The organism is Rothia sp. P5766 (assembly GCF_048513555.1).
Classification (GTDB): Bacteria; Actinomycetota; Actinomycetes; order Actinomycetales; family Micrococcaceae; genus Rothia.
This window is the reverse complement of the sequence record NZ_JBLXXS010000002.1, coordinates 37688-56322: the sequence shown is the minus strand read 5'-3', so window position 1 is coordinate 56322 and position 18635 is coordinate 37688. Positions and strand designations below refer to the sequence as shown.

The window sequence follows — 18635 nt, the reverse complement described above, 5'->3', positions numbered from 1 at the left end:
TTAGGGGCGGTCAGGGCCAAAGTTGCCCTGACGCAGGGCATCCAATGCGTAAGCAAGGTCTTGCGGGTAGGGGCTCTCAAACTCCACCCTTTCCCCGCTCGTGGGGTGGGTAAACCCCAGGCGGTGAGCGTGAAGCCACTGGCGGGTAAGCCCCAGGTGGGCGCTCAAAGCGGGGTCAGCTCCGTAGGTGAGGTCACCGGCGCATGGGTGGCGCAGTGCCGAAAAGTGCACACGGATCTGGTGGGTGCGGCCTGTCTCCAGGTGTACCTCAGCTAAGGACGCCGGCCCAAAGGCCTCCACTACCTCGTAGTGAGTCACCGCAGGTTTTCCATCTTCGTTGACGGCAAATTTCCATTCGCTTCCGGGGTGACGGCCAATAGGCGCATCTATTGTGCCTTTGAGCGGATCGGGGAGGCCCTGAACCAGGGTGTGATAGACCTTGGTAACGGTCCGTTCCTTGAAAGCCTTCTTAAGTTCAGAGTAGGCACGCTCATTCTTGGTGACCACCATAAGGCCGGAGGTGCCCACGTCCAGGCGGTGCACAATCCCCTGGCGCTCAGCCGCACCGCTGGTGGCAATCTCAACACCTGCGTGCTTAAGTGCACCAAGGACGGTGGGTCCGTGCCAGCCCATGGAGGGGTGGGCAGCAACACCGGTAGGTTTATCAACCACCACGATGTCATCATCCTGGTAAATCAGGCTCAGCCCTTCCACATGCTCCGGTTCAATTTCAGTTAGGTCACGAGGGGGCGTACCGGCAACAGTGATTGTTGCGCCTGCGGCGACCTTGGAAGATGCTTTAGTTTTGATGCTGCGGCCTTTACTGTCGGTGAGAGTTACTTGGCCATTTTTGAGCCAGTTACTCACTGTGGCCCGGGAATAACCGCTGAGTGTGGCTAGCAAAGAGTCCAGGCGCAGGCCAGCCTGTTCAGCACTGACAATACATTCGATGTTTACAAGCTCACTCATTCTAGGCTTCTTCTTTCTTCCCCTGTACGGTGGTTGCACTGATTTCACGCTGTCCATCGAGCCTGTACCCCAAGAAGGTTAGAAGAACGATGCAGGCCATGGACATGCAGATGGCTGCATCCGCGATATTGAAAATAGCGAAATTGGGCACTGAAATATAGTCGACGACATGCCCCCTACCGAAACCCGGTTCCCGGAAGAGACGGTCGTGGAGGTTACCCACTATGCCCCCCGCTAAGATAGCCAGCAGGATTGTCCAGACAAGAGCACGGGACCTCACAATCAGGACGGAAGTGACGATAGCTCCCACCGTTGATATCACCGTAAAAATCCAGGTGGAGTTCTCCCCCATAGAGAAAGCAGCACCAGAATTTAGGTAGAAGCGCCACCAGAGCAAGCCATCAATCACAGTGATGCTTTCACCGGGCAGCATGGTGCTTTCGACGATATGTTTAACCCACTGGTCAGCGCCGTACACCACAGCAAACAGAACCCAGACAAGAACAGCTTTAGCTACACCAGAGACTGTTCGCACGGGAACCAGTCTTGTATTTTCGTTGAGTGATTGCGCCACTACTGCCTCTCTGCCACCTTGGATAAAACTGCCTTCTTAGCTTATCGTGTTCCCACCATAACCAAGGACAGCACGAATTGTTTTAAACATGGCAGGCGGCACCTCACTAAAGTGAGGTAGCCGCCTGTTTGTGAAAGGCTAGGCCTTTCTACTGCTGGTTATTGCTAAAGACTCCGCGCTGGCCGAGGTTATTGTTCCCGCCACCTTGCGAAGGGGTGGGCTGGGCTGCAACGGATGCATCGGACTTAGGTTCAAGTGCGGGAGTTTCTTCCAGGTTGGCAAGTTGCTTGCTCAGGTAGTCACGCAGTGTTGTGCGGTACTGGTTCTCAAAGGAACGCAGCTTGGCAACGGATACCTCAAGTTCCCCCTTGGCCTTCTCGAGGTTGCCAAGTACAAGGTTTGATTTGTCCTGAGCTGCAGTAACGAGCTGGGTTGCTTCTTCGCGCCCCTCGTTGATGAGGCGGTCACGTTCACGCTTGCCCTCAAATACGTAGTCGTCGTGTACCTTCTGAGCCATAGCCAGCAGGCCGGTAGCACTGCTGGGCGATGCAGAGTGATCTGCGGGGCTGGCAGCAGCGGGTTCAGCAAGGGCAGCAGCGGGAGCAGGAGTTGCTTTAGTCTCAACAACGGGCTCGGGTTCAGCTGCAAGAGGTGCACTCACCTGCTGGGTAGGAGCAAGCGAAACCTTAGCCTCAGCTTCTTCAAGCTGACGCTTCAGGCTGGCGTTTTCGGCGTTCAGTCGACGGAGCTCGATGACGATCTCGTCTAGGAAATCGTCAACCTCTTCTGGGTTGTAGCCTTCCTTAAACTTTGTCGGCTGAAAGCGCTTATTAATAACTTCCTCAGGCGTAAGTGCCACGGTCGTTCACCTCTATTTTCTAATCTTTTGCTTCGCCCGTAGTGTCCCCGGTGCGCAGGTTCGTATGCTGATATCAAGCTTTTAGGTGATAGCTAGCAGGCTAGCTCATCTTGAGCGCTGTGAAACTTTTTAAAGTTGCTTGGCGCTAACTTAACGAAGCTCGAACTTTCAGAGCGCTGAAAGCTCGGGTAGACCCCTATTTACTACAAGATAAAACTACCTGGCAAATGTAAAAGTCGCAACATTTGTAGCGGGTATTACCTTTATCTGGCCTACAAAGTAGCCGTTGTGCTGGACATTTCTAGGTCTTTGCTCTGGTCTTATATTGAGCTTCACGCAACTAGCTGTCTAACTGGTGGTTTTAAGAAAAGCTTGCTGTCAAAGAGATCAGAAGCTGGTAACCAATAAACAGGGCCATCAACAGAATCATAAAGCCAAGATCCAGGGAAAATGATCCAAGGTTCAGGGGCTTGATGTAGCGCCGGGCCAGGTTCATGGGTGGATCTGTTACTGAGTAGACCAATGATGCCAAAATCAAAGCTAAGCCGCGCGGTCGCCAGTATCTCGCAAACATCTGCACCCAGTCAAAGACTAACCGCACCATAAAGAGCACGATCAGAAGGTAGACCAGGACTGCTAGGACAGCAAAAATGTAACCCATGTAAGGTCTCTTGACTAAATCTGGTTAAAGGGAGTGGCTTCGTCGCTGTCTAGCGCAACAGGTACCTCAACACCTTCAGCGCCCAGAACCTCAAGGTTGGCTGGGGTCAGCAGAAAAACTTTGTCAGTCACACGCTCGATGTGGCCGTTGAGTGCAAAAGCAAGACCTGCTGAAAAGTCGATTAGACGCTTAGCGTCGTTATCCCCCATATCGGTCACATTCATGATGACCGGAATGTTTTCGCGGAAAGACTCCCCAATAATCTTTGCATCGTTGTAGGACCGAGGGTGAATCGTGGTAATGCGGCTCAATTCTTCACTGCTTTCTTGGTTGGGTAGGGCTACTGCTGTTTGGCCGGAGTGGGAGGATTGAATAGGAAGAGGCTCCCAGGAGTTCCCCTCTTCGCTGGAAAGATCTTCGGGATTTTTTGAGTCAACATAGCCTGCCCGGTCACTTTGGTACCGCGAATTCTCCGGGGAGATTCCCCGCAGAACGTCACGTTCAGCTGTTTCTGCATAGACAGTCTCAGCGGGGCGATCCGACTCGTAGGCATACTGTTCGTATCGGTCATCAGCCTCAAAAACGGTTTCTTCATAGACCGTTTCGGGGTGACGGTGGGCTTGATCGGCCCTGTCGTCATCGTGCTCAACTTGACCCAAGCCTAAATAGGCCATGGCCTGATGTAGTGTGCGAGCCATCTATGCCCTCCCTCTGAACGGCTACATATACCGCTCTCTGCGGTATTTTTGCCTATGTTCCAACAACCTTTTACAGTACCAAAAACTCCGCCTTATTTCGTGCAGGCCAGCCACAGCATTGCCTTCCTATTCGCGGTGAAATTAGGCACTTGGCCGGGACCCCATAATTTGCGATCCCACACGAACTGTAGTTGCCCCCCAGTATATAGCCGCCTCCAAATCTTGACTCATACCTGCTGAAATCTCAGTTGCTTCGGGGTGTCGCTCCTGTAGTTTTTGGGCATAGCCGTAGAGCCGTTCAAAGGCTGCATAGGGGTCCTGCCCAAGAGGGGCCACCGCCATCAAGCCGCCCAGAGTCAGCTCCGGCGAGTTGCTGATATGCTCAGCCAGCGACTCAATATGGTCAGGAGCCGCACCGCCCCGATACCCCTGGGCAGCCTGCCCAGCAGTGACAAGACCCGACTCTTCAAGACTTACCTGGATCAGACAGCGCAGGCCACCATGCTTCATGCCTGCGGGCGCTTGACATTCCCCCGCTTCATACCGTGCTAAGCGATTACCGTATGCCTTGGACAAGGCTGTCACAAGCTGTGCTCGGTCTACTGATTGAACCTCCGTAGCATACTGTACCGCTGACTTGGCTTTGTTGGTTTGGAGCTGCCCGATAAAAGACCAGTTCAACGGATCTGCGGAGCCAATATAGGCAGCCAGTTCCTGTGCCTTAGCGGCGGCCTCCTGGTCCCGGTTCTCCCCCACGCGCCGCACTCCCACATCATAGAGTGCCGCCACATCTGAGGCCGGGAAGAACTTTGTGACCACTACCAGCTCAGGAAGTGGGTCAGAGCTCACCCTGGCCCCACCGGCCTGTGCGGCGGCCTGCTCAATAGTTACCCGGACGCTAGCTAACCTCCCGGCAAGATCAGATGCTCGCTCCGCGCCGTACACCAATCCCATCTCGATACTCCCGATTCCTTGAACTCTAATTCTTCTCAATCCAGACTAGCCCAGCAATGCGCCCGGCAGGCTCACCGTTTAGGGTGTGCCCTCGGTGCGAGAAAACGTCATGGTTTTCAAAGGTACAGGCCCCGAGCTGGCTAGAAACAGCCCCCTCCCCTAAGAGCTTGACAAGGATAGCACCTGCTCCAGCAGGCAAGTCCAAAGCAGGTGTCCCCCAGCTGGTCAGAGACTCCACCTCGGGCAATAAGTTAGCTGACTCATCACGCATCTGCTGGGGCACTTCGTAACATTTTCCGCAGATTGAGGGGCCCAGCCAGGCCCTTAAACCCACGGCACCTCGAGCTTTGAGGTCATCAACCTCACGCTGAATTACCCCGTCCAGCAGCCCCCTTCGCCCAGCATGGGCTACACCAATGATGGGGCTACCGCTGCGACTATCTTCACCGACAAAAACTATGGGAATACAGTCAGCAACCATGATAGCCAAGGGAACCCCCTGGCTAGAGCTTGCAGCATCCGCCACCGGAGCCAGCTCCAGGAGCTGGTCAGGCTCAGAACCCTTAGACTCGATCCTTGGCCTCGAATCAGCATCGAAGATATCTGTACCGTGCACCTGGTTGAGGTAGATAAAGCCCTGCTCCCTCGCCCCGCCGAGTAGTTCACTTTCCAACTCCCGCCTATTCTCCAGAACTTCTTCAAGGTTCTCCCCCACATGTAGGCCTAAGTTACCAGCCCCTATCGCTGTAAAGCCGATGTGGACCCTCGATCCATCTGAGGTGTGTGCAAGGTGTTTAGAAAATAACCGCGCAGAGGTTGGAGGCATGACTGTCCTTTGTTCACTGACCATCTTTTAAATGCAAAGGAGGGTGAAAGCTGTTTCCAGCTTTCACCCTCACATCTCTTAGTCCTGCACTAAGCTACCGGCTGCCGGGGCTTACTTGAGGAAGTCGGGCACATCGAGGGTGTCACGACGAGTTGCCTGAGTATCTTCAACAACGGGGGGAAGATCAACGTCAAAACCTGCGTTGGTGGGGATATCCGCACCGCTGCCGTTCCATGCGTTAGGAGCAGGTGCAGCACCAAAGCCATTGCCGGGAGCCACTGGAGCAGCTGAAGCGTTGCCGAAGCTCTGCTGGGTGCGAGCGGCCTGGGTGTTAGCTGCGCTGTTGTTGTTGGAATTGGTCTCGGGGTTTACCGAATCAAAACCTGCAGCAATAACGGTCACGCGAGCTTCATCGCCCAAGGCATCATCGATAACGGCACCGAAAATGATGTTTGCATCGGGGTGGGCAACCTCCTGAACCAGGCGTGCGGCTTCGTTGATTTCAAAGAGGCCCAGGTCAGAACCACCCTGAATCGACAGTAGAACGCCATGCGCACCGTCGATAGAAGCCTCCAGTAGCGGGGAGGCGATAGCCAGCTCAGCTGCCTTAACAGCACGGTCTTCACCCGATGCCGAGCCGATACCCATAAGTGCCGAACCGGCACCTTGCATAACGGACTTAACGTCTGCAAAGTCAAGGTTAATCAGACCGGGGGTGGTGATGAGGTCGGTGATACCCTGTACACCCGAGAGCAGAACCTGGTCAGCCGACTTGAAAGCGTCGAGCATAGAAACGTTGCGGTCTGAGATAGACAGCAGGCGGTCGTTAGGAATGACAATGAGAGTATCAACCTCATCGCGCAGTGCTGCGATACCGGTTTCTGCCTGGTTGGAACGACGACGACCTTCAAAAGTAAAGGGGCGGGTGACAACGCCAATGGTCAGGGCACCAAGAGAGCGAGCGATACGGGCTACAACGGGAGCGCCACCAGTACCGGTGCCACCGCCTTCACCAGCGGTGACGAAAACCATGTCGGCACCCTTGAGGACCTCTTCGATTTCCTGTTCGTGATCCTCAGCTGCCTGACGACCAACATCGGGGTTAGCGCCTGCACCAAGACCGCGAGTCAGCTCACGGCCTACATCAAGCTTGACATCGGCATCTGACATCAGGAGCGCCTGAGCGTCGGTGTTGATGGCGATAAACTCAACGCCTCGCAGACCAACCTCAATCATGCGGTTGACGGCGTTGACACCGCCGCCACCAATACCGACGACCTTAATAACTGCCAGGTAGTTCTGGGGAGTTGTTGTATCCATGGATTCCCTACTATGTTTACTGTTTTCAGAGCAAATCAACCTTAGATTTAAGGTTGAATTTGGCACAAAACTATTGATTCAATCAATGAAAGATTATCAACTTCACCCAACAATGTCGCCCCAGTTTTACCTCAGGCCTTATTTTTCTCAGAAAATCTCTAGGTAAAGAACAACCTTAGGTAAAAGTTGAAACTATTTGACGGTGGGGACAAGGGGACTTGAGACGTCATAGGTTTGGACCGCAGTTTCTGCACCCACAGATGTCATCAGCTGAACTAAAACCTTAGCTTTAAGTTCACTTTCGTCTGGAGTGCCCCATACGACCTTCGTTCCGTCTACCATCTCCAGGGTGATAGTCGAAGCGGAATCGGCCTTAGCTTCCGATACCTGCGACAGGATAGAGGTCGGCAGAGCGGCCAGCACTGTTGTTACGGTATGGAAGGCCCCGCTCCCCAGAATCTCGAGCCCGCCACTGACCAGAGGAACCCCAGCAGCTTCAACAGAAGGAGCTGTACCAAGCTGTACACCCTCGTTATCGACGAGAACAAAAATCCCCTCATTATCAACAACTGCAACCGGAACTCGTTCACGAAGCTGGACAACTAGCTCATGAGGCGGTTTAGCTTGCAAGGTAAGGCCGTAAAGTACATTCTCATTACCAATAAGCGAAGCTACCTCAGACTCTGTAATTTGGGTCATCGGCACACCCTCAAGTTGCTTGAGTTGCTCTTGGATAGTTGCTTCATCAAGCAGAGAGGCTCCCTCCACCTTGATAGTGCGGGTTGCCAACAAAGGTGAAAAGAAGACAAGGCCAATAAATAGAGCTGCAAGAGCCAGCAAGGCCAAACTTGCATACAGCCAGTTCTTCCAATTCCAGCGATTCTTTCGCCGTGAGTTGAGGGCAATAGGGGCAGGTTGGTTGCCCCCATCCTCTGCGATGACAGGATCAGGAGAAATCTTGCTATGGTTTTGACGCCATTGAGCAAATTTGCTGTTCTCTGAGAGATCAACCAAATTGTCATTCGACTCTTCGAGCTGTGCAACCTTGGAAGAGTTCAGCCTAATACGCGGTTTACCTGCCTTACCTGTTGCCGAAGAAGTAGCTTCATCAGCTTGTGGGCCCTGATTGCGCTCCTCCACTAGCCCCGCACACTTTCACGATCAGAGAGCTTGTGCACGAGAACCTGACCAAGGTTCGTTACATCCCCTGCTCCCACCGTCATAATGATGTCGCCCGGTAAGGCCGCGGCGACAAGGGCATCAAGTGCCTCATCGACGTTAGCAGCATAATGGACCTCAGAGAACCCCGCATCGGTGATCAAATGGCTGGTAACACCCTCAATGGGCTGTTCGCGCGCCGGGTAGATATCTACAACGTATGACCGATCAGCTTGAGCTAAAGATTCCGCAAATTCACGAGCAAATTCTTTGGTCCGCGAGAAGAGGTGGGGCTGGAAAATAACATAGAGGTTATGCCCCTCAGCTACTGTCCGCCCGGTTTCTAGGGCCCTATGCACTTCGGTGGGATGGTGGGCATAATCGTCAAAGACCTTCACACCGGCCGCCTCACCGCGTAGCGTAAAGCGACGGTCAGTGCCCGAAAATTGGCTGAGCGCACCAACCGCGGCTTCAGGGCTCGCACCTGCTATCAGAGCGCACACAAATGCAGCTGTAGCGTTAAGCTGGTTATGAATCCCCGGGACGTGAAGGGTCAGAGTAATATGCCCGCTGTGAGCTTTATGGGCTACTGTAAAATCCCACACAAGGTTTGATGAGCATTCGGTGCCTTCAGAGGTGATGCCTGTAATCCGCACCATGGCGTCTTCACTCTCACCGTAAGTCACAACATGCACTCCAGCTGCAAGTGCGCGCGAGGCAAGCAAGGCAGAACCACGGTCATCGGCGCAGGTCACAAAGACTCCACCGGGAGCCATAGAGGAAATAAAGCGGTGGAAAGCCTCAAATACCCGTTCATCTGTGCCGTAAAAGTCGAGGTGGTCGGGTTCTGCGTTAGTAATCACCGCAATCTCAGGGCGGTAGCGCACGAAAGAACCGTCAGATTCATCGGCCTCTGCCACAAACCAGGAGTCCGGCCCTGCCGCCCCCAGGTGGGCGTTGGTGTTAAACCCGGCAATAGTTGACCCAACAGCAAACGAGGGTGCCAGCCCCAGACCGTCGAACATCACAGAAATCATAGAGCTGGTCGTAGTCTTGCCGTGGGTGCCCGCCACAGCGATAACCTGTGAATCACGCATGGTGGCCGCAAGTGCCTCTGAACGATGAAGGATACGCAGGCCCCGAGCGCGGGCCTCCGCCAGTTCCGGGTTAGTTTCCTGGATAGCGGTTGAGATGACCACGGTATCAGCGCCAGCGATGTTCTCAGCAGACTGCGGGACCGAAACTTTGGCCCCCAGTTCCCTCAAGGAGGCAAGAGCCGGGCTTTCTGCCTGGTCTGAACCGCTCACGGACATACCGGCACTCAGCATCAAACGGGCAACAGCAGACATGCCAGCACCGCCGATACCCACAAAATGTACTGCCCCTAGCTCAGAGAGCACAGGCCGTTCCGGGAAAGGAGGGTTAAGAGGTGCCGGAAGATCAATCGAAAGATCCAGCAATGAGTCAGTCATGCGCGAGCCGCCTTCAATACTTCTTCTGCCATCACCTGCGAGGCATCACGGATGCCGTGCCGGTAGGACTTTTCTGCCATGTCGCTAAGTTTAGCCTTATCTGCAAGAAGCGCCGGGACATTAGCCCGGAACCAGCTAGCAGTGAAATCTGAGTCCTTGACCAGTATGCTGGCACCCGCAGATACCAAAGACTGCGCATTTAGGGCCTGCTCGCCATTACCGATAGGCAGAGGCACAAAAATTGCGGGCAAACCAACAGCTGCAATCTCGCTGACGGTTGCCGCGCCGGATCGCACAATCATCAAATCCGCTGCAGCATAAACGTCTTCCATAGATGTCACGAACTCCACCTGACGGTACCCGGGTGCCTGCCTAAGCTCACCGGCAGCATCTTTAAGCGCCTTATCGCGCCCGGTGATATGAAGCAGCTGGTAACCGGCAGGCTGAACCTCATCGATAATCTCAGAGATAGCACGGTTGAGGTTCAAAGCGCCGAGCGATCCACCCGTGACAACCAGAGTTGGTCTATCGGGGTCAAGCCCCAGACGTTCACGTGAACCTTTTTGAGCCTCTGGCCGGTTAAGAGAGGCAATGTTCTGGCGCATCGGCATACCCACAGTTCGCGCCCCGGCAATGGGGGTATCGGGGAATGCAGTGGCCACCAGGGCAGCTTTCCTAGCACCGGCTTTGTTGGCCAACCCGGGCTTAGCATTTGCCTCATGAATAACCACAGGAATATTTAGCTTGTGTGCAGCAAGGTACATGGGTGTGCAGACATATCCACCGACACCGACCAGGACGTCCGCTTTGGTATCGCGCAGGATGCTCTCCGCCTGCTTTAGGGAACCGCGAAAGCGCAGGGGGAATTTCAGAGCTTCGAGGCTGGGACGGCGGGGGAAAGGAACCTTAGGGATAAAGCTAATCTCAAATCCAGCTTCGGGAACCAGGGTAGCCTCCATGCTGTTTTCGGTACCTACCGTAAGAATCCTTGCCTCCGGCTCACGGTCTTGGATAGCCCGAGCGATAGCAAGCATAGGGTTAATATGCCCGGCAGTTCCGCCACCGGCAAGCACGACAGTAGGTGCATGGGTCATAGGATATTTCACTCCCTTAGGGTTCAGTTTCGCCCCTTAAGTTTACGCGTCATGGGCTCTTGGCACACTTTGAGCGCAAAGGGTTCAGTGTAACCTGCCCTTATTTTTTGTGATTAGGTAAATCTCGTGCCTTGCGGATGGTACGCAGGCCTTGAGGAACTTTCCGCTCTTGTGGGGCTAGGCGCTGAACATGGGCGCTCCCCTCAGCAGGAGCCTGTTTTACCTGATGCTGGGGTTTAGGAGCTGGTGCAGTGGTGCCTTCAGCGTTTGCTGGAGGCCGTGTGGCTGAGCCAGAAGCCTGAACTGAGCCACTCTGGTATGAAGCCGGCGGCTTCTGCTGAGTCCGCTGAGGACGAAGGGGTTCACCGGTGTTTAAGCGCGGTGCAGTAGTCGCTAGCTTTTGGCCTCCAGGCACAGGAGCCTGCCCCGGCCTTCTTGTCTGCTGTCGCGGTACCGAAGCCTGGCTCTCACCCAGAGCTGACGCCTTTCCTTGCGAGCGGTTATGACTTTTACCATTGGGGCGAGCCTTGCCTCCATCAACGAGGGCCTTCCACCGGTCCAGGAACTTTTCAAGGGTCCACCCGGCACCATCGGGGTCCTTGGCTAGTGCAATCTGTTCTCGAGCAACCACACGCCCAAGAGCCACGCGACGGGCATCGTCCTTTTGCTTCTTGGCGTTTACCAGGCCGGTACGTTCCCCCACAATCGGGTTAAGTGGGGTCTGCCGGGCGAAGGCAATCAGCACGCCCACACCAAATAGCACGGAGACCAGAGAAGAACCACCGGCAGAAATGAAAGGCAAGGGCACACCAATAACGGGCATGATGCCAACGACCATGCTGATGTTTAGCAAAGCCTGACCGGCTATCCAGGTGATGATGCCAATGGTCGCGTAACGGATAAACAAATCTGAAGAACGCAAAAGAATACGCATCGAGCAGTAGATGAGGGCAGCGTACAAGAGAATCAGAGCTACCGCACCCACCAGCCCCAGCTCTTCACCGATCACAGCAAAGATGTAGTCGTTGTGGGCCTCAGGAAGGTAATTATATTTCTGACGAGACTGGCCTAAGCCAACCCCCCAGAACCCACCGGTTGCCAGCGCTGCCAAGCCTGAGTTTGCCTGATCACAGGTCGTTTCCTGGCATTCGCTCCAGAAAGAAAAGGTGTTAAGGATACGCTCGATACGGTTAGGGCTGGTTACTACCAGAGCAAGAGCCCCAATCAAGAGCGCCACAATGCCGATGCGAACCGTTGAAGGCGACGGGCGCGCAGCCATGAAGATAGCTCCGAAGAACATAACGTAAATCAGAACCGTCCCAGCGTCGTGACCGGCCAAAATGAGAGCCACGACCAAGCCAAACCCCAGGATCGCGGGAAAGAGCGCTTTATAGAGCGCCTGGCCAGTTGTCCCCCGGTCAATTCTGCCCTGGCGGGAGTATACGGAGGCTAACCACAAAATCATCACGGGCTTGGCAAACTCAGAAGGCTGCATACTGAAGCCAAAAACATTCAGCCAGTTGCGATTACCGTTAACCACACTTCCAAAAAACATCACGGCAACGAGAAGGGCAACAACAACCAGCATCGCGAGGTTAAGCGCGAGGGGGGGCCTATAAAACCTAACAGGTACCAGGAACCCCACAATCAGCATGAGCAGGATGCCAACCGCAGCGAATACCCCCTGGGTGCTGGCCTGGCCATAGGGAGTGTGCCCCACGGAAATCTGCTCCACACTTGATGCCGAAAGAACCATCATCACACCAAAGATAGATAGAACAAACGCGGCAACAGACAGGACGATGGGCACATCGGTCAGCACCATCGAGCCCAAACGTGTTTGGGCCTGCTCCCAGATATCCCGGACCTTGGTGATCAAACCGCCCAGCCGGCTCTGCTGATTCTTCGATGATGGGGAGGCTGTAAGGTTCATGCTCCGGTTCTCTTCTCTTCAGTCAGGTGGCACTCACCCGGCGGGTTAGATGCTGGAAGAAGAGCACCTAGACGTATCGGTGCTCCCCCTGTTAGTACTAAGAATTAATCTGGTTCACAAGATCTGCTACCGCGTCGATGAAGGCATTGCCTCTATCGGCGTAAGAAACGAACTGGTCCATAGAAGCCGCTGCGGGGGCCATAAGAACCGTGTCATTCTGGGCTGAGAGTTCGTGGGCTTTAGCCACAGCAAGTCCCATGACGGCTCTTCCGTCACGAGCATCAGCTAGGAGCGGGCTCTCAGTCATGTTATAGACGGGCACTGCCGGTGCCTGCTTAGCCAAAGCTGAGATCAGGGCAGCGGTATCGGTTCCGATGACGACAACGGCTTTGAGCCTGTCCTTATGTTCGGCTACCAACTCATCGTAGGTAACTCCCTTGGAAAGCCCCCCGGCAACCCAAATCACGGGCGTGAAAGAACTCAAAGACGCGTTGGCTGCGTGCGGGTTGGTGGCTTTGGAGTCATTGACCCAGAGCACCCCGTGAGTATTAGCCACAAGCTGGATACGGTGAGCACCCGGCTGATAGTTCAGTAGGCCCGCTTTGACCTCCTCGGGAGAGATCCCGGCAGCTCGTGCCAGGGCAGCGGCGGCCAGCGCGTTCTCCACCGTGTGTCTGGTGGGGAGCTGTCCGGTATCGGCAACCTCTGCCAGCTCTAAAGCCTGGTTGCGGCGGTCTTCGAGGAAAGCACGATCAACGAGTAAACCGTCAATAACACCGACCATAGAAAGCCCGGGGGTATCAGCCCAAAAACCGATAGCTCGTGCGCCCTCAACTACGTCAGCTTCTTCAACCATCTGAACAATTTCTTGCTGGTTGGCGTTAAAGATGCAGGCAACCTGAGTGTTCTCGTAAATGCGTGCCTTATCGGCCAGATAGTTGGCGTAGCCTTGGTGCCAGTCCACGTGGTCCTCCGCCACATTCAGCACAACTGAAGCGAGCGGTGACATGGAGTAGGTCCAGTGGAGCTGGAAACTAGAGAGTTCAACGGTGAAGAAGTCGTAATCAACCGGGTCACGCAGGGCATCGAGGATAGGTGTACCCACGTTGCCCACCGCGATAGCTTTGTGACCTGCCGTTTGCAGAATTGATTCAGTCATGCCAACGGTGGTGGTTTTGCCATTGGTACCGGTGATACAGAGCCAGGGTGCTAGGGTTCGTCCCTCCCTCTCACGCAGTCGCCAGGCAAGTTCAACATCTCCCCAGATTTGGATTTTCTGGCCTACAGCATCGGCCAGGATGCCGATGGTAGGGGCAAGCCCGGGTGAGGTCACGACGAGCTCTGCTGGCTGACCGTCTACCAGGGGAAGCGCTTCCATAGCGTCGGGCCCAAGTACAGACCCGGCAGAACCAACAATCGCCAGGGTGTCTGCTTTGCCACGGGTGACCTCGTTATCATTCCCATCGACGACAACAACACGAGCTCCCAGTTCAATCAGAGTGTCTGCTGCTGAGAAACCGCTGATACCAAGACCCGCCACTACAACACGCAACCCAGCCCAGTCAGATTCCCAACGAGTTAGCGATTCAAGTCGCTCGTAGCCGTACACGGGATTAGCGTTTGTTGCCTGCATTAGAAGGCACCTCCGTTGATGATAAGCCAGTCGCCGTAGAAAATACCGAGGGCTACCGCTACAAAGAGGCCCGCCAGAATCCAGAAGCGGATAACGACGTTGACCTCGGCCCAGCCCTTCAATTCAAAGTGGTGCTGGAGGGGAGCCATACGGAAGATGCGCTTACCACCACTGAGCTTGAAGTAACCCACCTGCAGAATAACGGAGATAGCAATCGTCACGAAGAGCCCCGCGATGATGGGCAGGAGCATCTGGGTGCGGGTAATAATGGCGAAAGCAGCCAGTGCGCCACCCAGGCCCAATGAGCCGGTATCTCCCATGAAGATGGTTGCCGGTGAGGTGTTCCACCAGAGAAAGCCGATGAGGGCACCAATCAGTGAAGCGGCAAGAACCGCCATTTGGCCGGAATCAGGAACCTCATAGCAGACCCTGTCCAAGGAGCCGGGAACGCACAGGTGCTGAGCCTGCCACATAGAAATCAAAAGGTAGCCGCTGAAGACCATAATGGCTGCGCCGGTTGCCAGGCCGTCTAGACCATCGGTCAGGTTAACCGCGTTAGTGGTTGCCGTGGCAATCAGATTAGCCCAGATAATGAAGAGAATCATGCCAATAAGAGGGCCAGCAAAAGCCAGGTTCAGCCAAGAGATATCACGGGTGAAGGATAGGTGGTAGCTGGCAGGTGACCAGCCCCGGTCATCCTTGATCAGGAGAACACCTACCGCAAAAAGCGTGCCGATGAGCCCCTGCAGAATAATCTTGCCCTTAGGTGTCAGGCCTTCGCTTTGCTTCTTCCAAATCTTTGAGAAATCGTCAATGAAACCCACGCCGGCCATGCCCAGCATAAGGAACATGGTCAGTAAGACCGAAGCGGAAGGGGCCTGCCCCACGCCTGTCAGCAAGGGGGTCAAGGCCATGGAAAGGAAGAAACCGAGTACGGTGGCTACCATCATCACCACACCACCCATAGTGGGGGTGCCGCGTTTAACCTGGTGTGATGTGGGCCCGTCTTCGCGGATGAACTGTCCGAATTGCTGCTTGACCAGCCATTGGGTATAGACCGGAGTCGCTGCAATCGAAATGATCAGGCCCAAAGCCGCAGCCAACAAGATAGAAATCATGTGGTGTCTTTGCCTTCCCAGTTATAAGTTGTCTGAAGTGTTGGTGGCAGAAGCAGTTTCTGCACCACTGAAAGAGTTTAGCGGTTGTGCAAAGTCACCGGCGCTCTTCCAGGGCTGATTTGAGCCTTTTGAGCTCACCGGTACGGTGAGGTTGCCCTCAAAGTCTGCAACCTGTTGGCCTAGAATGCCCAGGCCAGCTCCATTTGAGGACTTGAAAAGTACAATGTCGCCTGGTTCAAGCTGGCCTTGCAAGAGTTCGAAGGCCTCTTCGCCGGTAGCAACCCAGGTTGCCTCATTCCCCCAGGAACCTTCCAAATGGGCGGTGTTATATATCGGTTTAGCGATCTCGCCCACTGCAATTAGTTTGGAGATGTTGAGTCGTACAGCGAGCTGGCCGATTCGGTCGTGCTCGGTGAGGCTCTGCTCCCCCAGCTCCAGCATGGCTCCCAAAACCGCCCATGTTCTGTTGGTGCCGGGTTGCCGGCCCAAAGAAGCAAGAGTTTGCAAGGCTGCTGTCATGGATTCGGGGTTAGCGTTGTAGGCATCGTTAATGACGGTTACGCCATCGGCCCGGTCAGTGCGTTGCATTCTCCATTTAGAAGCTGCGGCAGAGGAGATAAGGTTCTGCGCAATGACGTCGGTTGGGATACCAGCTTGGTAGGCAAGGGTAGCTGCCGCTAACAGGTTGTAGACGTGGTGCTCACCGATGAGCTGGGATGACACCTCATACCTCTGCCCATCAGGGAAAATAAGCGTAAATTCAGGTTTGCCTTGGGAGTTCGTGCTCAGGTTTTCCGCAATCACACGTTCCTCGGTTACCCCGGGGTTGGACGTGGTGGTCAGCTCAGCTTCCCGACCCGCCACACCAAAGTAAGTCACGGGTGTACTTGCACGGTTAATCATGCGTCGTACCCTGTAATCGTCAATGTTGAGTCCCAACCCATGACGAACACCTTCAGCCATTTCACCCTTGGTTGCTTCGATCTTATCGACGCCCCCAAATTCACCGGCGTGAGCGGTACCAACCTTGAGGATAATTCCGTAGTCAGGCTGAATCATGTCAGTCAGGTAGCGAATGTTGCCGACCCGGTCTGCCCCCATTTCAATGACCAGATAACGGGTATCTTCCTCCGCACGGAACACGGTCAGTGGAACCCCCACCTCACCGTTGAATGAGCCGACTGGTGCCACGGTCTTGCCCACTGCTCCAAAGATAGCGGCCAGGAGGTCCTTGGTCGTAGTTTTACCCGCTGAACCGGTAATACCCACCACGGTTACCTCACCACGTTCACGCAGACGAGCAAGGATGAAGGCGGCCAGCTGCCCCATCGCCAGGACAACGTCATCTACGAGTACTGAAGGGTAGGGAACCCCAGCTTCGTCCTTGACCTCGCGCTCCACCAGAGCCAGCCGTGAGCCCGCAGCAAAAGCCTGGGGTAGGAAATTGTGGCCGTCAGTCACTTGACCCGGCTTAGCTAGGAAAAGGCAACCGGCAGTGACTTGGCGGGAGTCGGTTGTAGCTGAGGTACACGAAATAGCAGCCGCCTCCGCTTCGGATAGGCCCAATAGGGTTCCTCCCACAGCGGCGGTAATCTCAAGGGCAGACAGTTCAATCATGGGTTTACCTTAAGCTACTTCTGTTCGTTCTGATAAGCGGGTAGGACGCTGTAACCAGCGGCCAGGAGCGCACATGCTGTTTCGACTCGGTCATCGAGTTCAAGGTCTGTTCCAGCTACGTCCTGAGCCACCTCGTGCCCTCTACCAGCAATAAGGATAGAGTCTTCGGGACCGGCCAGTTCAATAGCCCGGTTGATAGCGGCTGAACGAGGCTCGATATTGAACACCTGCTGAGCTCGGGCCCCGCCTTCAACGGCGGCCAAGGCACCTGATTCAACGGCCTCACGGATCGGGCCAGGAGCTTCATGGTGCGGATCATCGTCGGTCACGATTACGATGTCGGCGTAGGATGCGGCAATCTGCCCCATGAGAGGCCGTTTGGTCTGATCCCGTTCACCGGTGGCGCCGAAGACGATAATAATCTTGCCCTTGGGATTAGCTGGTTCGATTGCTTCAAGAGCCCGTTTAAGGGCATCGGGATTATGGGCAAAATCGACCAGTGCAGTCGGAGCGGTAGAAATGAGCTGCATCCGCCCAGGGACCACGGGTGCCAGAGTTTCAGAGCGAGAGAGCTTCTCTGCCACCTGGCTCCGCTCCCCTTCATGCTGGACAGACTCAAAGACCATCAGGGCAGCTAGAGCAGCATTTGAGACGTTGAAGTCCGCAGGGAGCTGAGTCGAGCTTGCCAGTTGCAAGCCGTCCCCGCGTTCCAGCACAAAGCTGTGTCCGATTCCGCTCCGCTGAACCCGAATCAGCTTCCAGTCGGAAGGCCCTAGCGTAGACAGCTCCGACCCGGCTTCAAAGCCAGCCCCCCTCTTGGTCGCCAAGCGAACGACGGCGCGGCTCCCCAGATTCTTGATAGCACGGTCAGCCATCTTCTGACCCCACTCATCGTCAACGGTAATCACCGCACGGCGGGTGCGTTGGGGGGTGAAAAGCTCGGCCTTGGACTCAAAATATTTCTCCATGGTGCCGTGCAAATCTAGGTGGTCTTGGGTCAGGTTGGTAAAACCAGCAACATCGTATCGAATGCCATCAACACGCCGGTAGTCCAGAGCGTGTGAGGAAACCTCCATAGCTGCGCTGCTGATACCCTGCTCACTCATGAGCGCAATCAAAGAATGGACGTGGGGCGACTCCGGGGTTGTTAGCTTGGAAGGAATTGCCTGGCCACCAGCCAAAATCTCAATGGTGCCGATCAAGCCCGTGGTGTGGCCCAGAGCCTGCATAGCTGAGTTAATCATGTAGGTGGTAGTTGTCTTGCCGTTGGTTCCAGTCACGGCAAAGAGTCGGGGTGCTCCCCCGTTTGCAGGCTGAGAACCGTAGATACGAGCAGAAAGTGGCCCAACCGCTGCCCGTACGTCGGCGGTCACAATCACGCCCAGTCCCTGCGGCAAAGCCCCGTCCTGCTTTATAAGTTCAAGGCCATCAGCATCAGTCAAAACTGCGGAAGCCCCACGCTCTAAGGCCGCAGCAATAAAGGTAGCACCGTGAGTCTTTGCCCCCGACAGAGCAACATACAGATCACCTTTCTGAATCTCACGCGAGTCCAGGGTGATACCGCTAATAGGCGCAGCGGCTTCCTGCACATGTCGTGCCTCCTGCCCCAGATCGATAAGCCACTCAGCAACCTGCACACAGCTGGTGCGGTTAACCTGACGGGGGCGCAGAGTCTGTGCGCTACCGTTGAGCAGTCTTTGATTGTTCACGGGGTTTCCCTCCAGGTATAGCGAGTGAAATTAAAACTTT

General features: G+C 55.0%; 16 protein-coding genes. All 16 read right to left on the bottom strand.

Features of this window, described 5'->3' with window-relative positions:
* Positions 1 to 969, bottom strand: coding sequence for an RluA family pseudouridine synthase (locus tag ACN08V_RS01365; protein ID WP_419104253.1), 969 nt, complete (start codon positions 967 to 969; stop codon positions 1 to 3).
* Position 970: 1 nt separating this feature from the next.
* Entirely contained in the window at positions 971 to 1543 is a 573-nt protein-coding gene (gene lspA / locus ACN08V_RS01360) for a signal peptidase II (RefSeq protein WP_419104252.1), read from the bottom strand.
* Between the two features lie 148 nt (positions 1544 to 1691).
* Positions 1692 to 2402 carry a DivIVA domain-containing protein gene (locus tag ACN08V_RS01355; protein WP_419104251.1) on the bottom strand — a complete coding sequence of 237 codons (711 nt, stop codon included), beginning with the start codon at positions 2400 to 2402 and terminating at the stop codon, positions 1692 to 1694.
* A 361-nt stretch (positions 2403 to 2763) separates the two neighbouring features.
* Positions 2764 to 3063, bottom strand: a complete 300-nt coding sequence (locus tag ACN08V_RS01350) for a YggT family protein (protein ID WP_419100064.1) — start codon at positions 3061 to 3063, stop codon at positions 2764 to 2766.
* A gap of 14 nt (positions 3064 to 3077) precedes the next feature.
* Positions 3078 to 3761 carry a cell division protein SepF gene (locus ACN08V_RS01345; protein ID WP_419100063.1) on the bottom strand — a complete coding sequence of 228 codons (684 nt, stop codon included), beginning with the start codon at positions 3759 to 3761 and terminating at the stop codon, positions 3078 to 3080.
* Positions 3762 to 3902: 141 nt separating this feature from the next.
* Positions 3903 to 4715, bottom strand: a complete 813-nt coding sequence (locus tag ACN08V_RS01340) for a YggS family pyridoxal phosphate-dependent enzyme (RefSeq protein ID WP_419104250.1) — start codon at positions 4713 to 4715, stop codon at positions 3903 to 3905.
* Positions 4716 to 4740: 25 nt separating this feature from the next.
* Positions 4741 to 5541, bottom strand: a complete 801-nt coding sequence (locus tag ACN08V_RS01335) for a polyphenol oxidase family protein (protein WP_419104249.1) — start codon at positions 5539 to 5541, stop codon at positions 4741 to 4743.
* A gap of 111 nt (positions 5542 to 5652) precedes the next feature.
* Complete coding sequence (gene ftsZ / locus ACN08V_RS01330) at positions 5653 to 6861, bottom strand: cell division protein FtsZ (RefSeq protein ID WP_419100060.1); 1209 nt, start codon at positions 6859 to 6861, stop codon at positions 5653 to 5655.
* Between the two features lie 192 nt (positions 6862 to 7053).
* Positions 7054 to 8001: a cell division protein FtsQ/DivIB gene (locus tag ACN08V_RS01325; RefSeq protein WP_419104248.1), complete on the bottom strand. Its 948-nt coding sequence runs from the start codon at positions 7999 to 8001 to the stop codon at positions 7054 to 7056.
* On the bottom strand, positions 8001 to 9491 hold the full coding sequence (gene murC / locus ACN08V_RS01320) for a UDP-N-acetylmuramate--L-alanine ligase (RefSeq protein WP_419104247.1): 1491 nt from the start codon (positions 9489 to 9491) through the stop codon (positions 8001 to 8003). Before murC ends, ACN08V_RS01325 begins: the two co-directional genes overlap by 1 nt.
* Positions 9488 to 10585, bottom strand: coding sequence for an undecaprenyldiphospho-muramoylpentapeptide beta-N-acetylglucosaminyltransferase (gene murG, locus ACN08V_RS01315; RefSeq protein WP_419100057.1), 1098 nt, complete (start codon positions 10583 to 10585; stop codon positions 9488 to 9490). Before murG ends, murC begins: the two co-directional genes overlap by 4 nt.
* 100 nt (positions 10586 to 10685) lie before the next feature.
* The gene (locus ACN08V_RS01310; RefSeq protein ID WP_419104246.1) at positions 10686 to 12518 is read right to left on the bottom strand and encodes an FtsW/RodA/SpoVE family cell cycle protein; all 1833 of its coding nucleotides are present in this window, start codon (positions 12516 to 12518) and stop codon (positions 10686 to 10688) included.
* Between the two features lie 97 nt (positions 12519 to 12615).
* Positions 12616 to 14151: a UDP-N-acetylmuramoyl-L-alanine--D-glutamate ligase gene (gene murD, locus ACN08V_RS01305; protein WP_419104245.1), complete on the bottom strand. Its 1536-nt coding sequence runs from the start codon at positions 14149 to 14151 to the stop codon at positions 12616 to 12618.
* Positions 14151 to 15269 carry a phospho-N-acetylmuramoyl-pentapeptide-transferase gene (mraY, locus tag ACN08V_RS01300; protein ID WP_419100054.1) on the bottom strand — a complete coding sequence of 373 codons (1119 nt, stop codon included), beginning with the start codon at positions 15267 to 15269 and terminating at the stop codon, positions 14151 to 14153. Before mraY ends, murD begins: the two co-directional genes overlap by 1 nt.
* A 21-nt stretch (positions 15270 to 15290) precedes the next feature.
* A complete protein-coding gene (locus tag ACN08V_RS01295) occupies positions 15291 to 16886 on the bottom strand; it encodes a UDP-N-acetylmuramoyl-tripeptide--D-alanyl-D-alanine ligase (RefSeq protein ID WP_419104244.1) in 1596 nt (531 codons plus the stop codon).
* A 14-nt stretch (positions 16887 to 16900) separates the two neighbouring features.
* On the bottom strand, positions 16901 to 18595 hold the full coding sequence (locus ACN08V_RS01290; RefSeq protein ID WP_419104243.1) for a UDP-N-acetylmuramoyl-L-alanyl-D-glutamate--2,6-diaminopimelate ligase: 1695 nt from the start codon (positions 18593 to 18595) through the stop codon (positions 16901 to 16903).
* Between the last annotated feature and the right edge of the window lie 40 nt (positions 18596 to 18635).

What these genes read in the sequence shown, in the direction of transcription:
- ACN08V_RS01335 (WP_419104249.1), bottom strand. Translation starts at nt 5,541, where the DNA reads ATGCCTCCAACCTCTGCGCGGTTATTTTCTAAACACCTTGCACACACC.
- ACN08V_RS01310 (WP_419104246.1), bottom strand. Translation starts at nt 12,518, where the DNA reads ATGAACCTTACAGCCTCCCCATCATCGAAGAATCAGCAGAGCCGGCTG.
- ACN08V_RS01365 (WP_419104253.1), bottom strand. Translation starts at nt 969, where the DNA reads ATGAGTGAGCTTGTAAACATCGAATGTATTGTCAGTGCTGAACAGGCT.
- mraY (WP_419100054.1), bottom strand. Translation starts at nt 15,269, where the DNA reads ATGATTTCTATCTTGTTGGCTGCGGCTTTGGGCCTGATCATTTCGATT.
- ACN08V_RS01295 (WP_419104244.1), bottom strand. Translation starts at nt 16,886, where the DNA reads ATGATTGAACTGTCTGCCCTTGAGATTACCGCCGCTGTGGGAGGAACC.
- ftsZ (WP_419100060.1), bottom strand. Translation starts at nt 6,861, where the DNA reads ATGGATACAACAACTCCCCAGAACTACCTGGCAGTTATTAAGGTCGTC.
- murD (WP_419104245.1), bottom strand. Translation starts at nt 14,151, where the DNA reads ATGCAGGCAACAAACGCTAATCCCGTGTACGGCTACGAGCGACTTGAA.
- ACN08V_RS01345 (WP_419100063.1), bottom strand. Translation starts at nt 3,761, where the DNA reads ATGGCTCGCACACTACATCAGGCCATGGCCTATTTAGGCTTGGGTCAA.
- murC (WP_419104247.1), bottom strand. Translation starts at nt 9,491, where the DNA reads ATGACTGACTCATTGCTGGATCTTTCGATTGATCTTCCGGCACCTCTT.
- murG (WP_419100057.1), bottom strand. Translation starts at nt 10,585, where the DNA reads ATGACCCATGCACCTACTGTCGTGCTTGCCGGTGGCGGAACTGCCGGG.
- ACN08V_RS01340 (WP_419104250.1), bottom strand. Translation starts at nt 4,715, where the DNA reads ATGGGATTGGTGTACGGCGCGGAGCGAGCATCTGATCTTGCCGGGAGG.
- ACN08V_RS01350 (WP_419100064.1), bottom strand. Translation starts at nt 3,063, where the DNA reads ATGGGTTACATTTTTGCTGTCCTAGCAGTCCTGGTCTACCTTCTGATC.